Source organism: Streptomyces sparsus (assembly GCF_054776295.1).
Genome location: NZ_BAAHCA010001051.1, coordinates 1 through 1546, shown reverse-complemented (window position 1 = coordinate 1546; position 1546 = coordinate 1). Strand labels below are relative to the sequence as shown.

The 1546-nt window shown below is 75.2% G+C and carries 1 protein-coding gene; it reads right to left on the bottom strand.

All coding sequences use genetic code 11. The features are described 5' to 3' along the window. Positions 1 to 1546, bottom strand: a 1546-nt coding sequence (locus tag ACYVE9_RS26205; protein WP_461030376.1) for an acyltransferase domain-containing protein, incomplete at both ends; no start/stop codon positions are given.

The following is a 1546-nucleotide window of genomic DNA, read 5'->3' as shown; positions in this document are numbered from 1 at the left end:
CAGGACCCAGGTGCCGGTGAGGGCGGGGCGGCCCGGGCCCTCTTCGAGCGGGCGCCAGGTGATGCGGTAGCGCCAGCGGTCGGCGGTGGCCCGGTCGGCGCTGCGCCTGCGGTAGCGGGCCAGCGCGGGGAGGAGGCCGTCCACGGTGCCCTGGTCCAGGTCGAGGGCCGCGGACAGGGTGGGCAGGTCGCCCGCCTCGACGGCTTGCCAGAACGGGGCGTCCGCGGTGGCGGAGGTGTCGGGGGCGGGGTCCTCGGGAGTGAACGTGGGCCAGTAGGTGCGGCGTTGGAAGGCGTAGGTGGGCAGATCCGTGCGGTTGCCGGTCTCGTCGTGGACGGTGCTCCAGTCGACCGGGCCGCCGCGGACGGCGAGTTCGGCCACGGACGTCAGGAACCGCTCGGGACCGCCCTCGGTGCGGCGGAGGGTGCCGAGGACCGCGCCGTCGGGCACGCCCAGTTCGTCGAGGATGTCACCCACCGCGGTGGTGACCACCGGGTGCGGGCCGACTTCGACGAACACGTGGTGTCCGGCGGTGGCGAGGTCGCGGACGGTCGCCTCGAAGCGGACCGTGTCGCGGATGTTGCGGTACCAGTAGTCGGCGTCGAGCGTGGTGGTGTCCTCGACGCGGGCGGCGGTGACGGTGGAGTGGAAGGGGATCTCGGCAGGACGCGGCCTCACCGGCGCGAAGCCGGCGAGGAGGGCGTCGCGGACCTCCTCCACCTGGGCGGAGTGGGAGGCGTAGTCGATGGCGACCCGGCGGGCGCGCACACCGTCGTCGGTGAGTTCCCGCAGCAGTTCGGCGAGTGCCCCCGCCTCGCCGGAGACAGCGACGGAGCGCGGGCCGGTGACCGAGCCGACGCAGATCCGGCCGTCGTGGCGGGCCAGCCGCCGTTCCACCTCGGCGAGCGGCAGCGGGACGGACAGCATGCCGCCGCGGCCGGTGATGGCGGTGAGCGCCCGGGAGCGGGTGACGACGATCCGGGCCGCGTCGGCGAGGGTGAGCACTCCGGCGATGTAGGCGGCGGCCACCTCGCCCTGACTCTGCCCGGCCACTGCGGCGGGCTGGATACCGCAGGACTGCCACAGGCGGGCGAGGGCCACGCAGACGACGAAGAGGGTGGGCTGGACCACGTCGGGGCGGTTCAGCGGCAGGGCGCCGGGGGCGCGCCGCAGCACGTCGAGCACCGACCAGTCGGTGAATACCTCGACCGCGGTGGCGGCTTCGGTGAAGTGCTCCCGGAACCGGGCGTCGGAGTCGAGGAGTTCGGTGGCCATGCCCTCCCACTGCGGGCCATGACCGGGGAACAGGAAGACGGGGTCGCCCTCGGTGTCGGCGAGGCCGCGGACCACTCCGGCGGCGGGTGTGTCGTCGGCCACGGCGGTGAGGGAGCGCAGCAGCCCCTCTCGGTCGCCGGCGACGACCACGGCCCGGTGTTCGAGGGCGGGCCGGGTCGCGGCGAGGGACCAGGCGAGGTCGGCGGGCCTGGGCGCCTCCTCCCCCAGGGTCCTCAGGTGGTCGGCGAGGTAGGCGGCCTGGGCGCGCAGG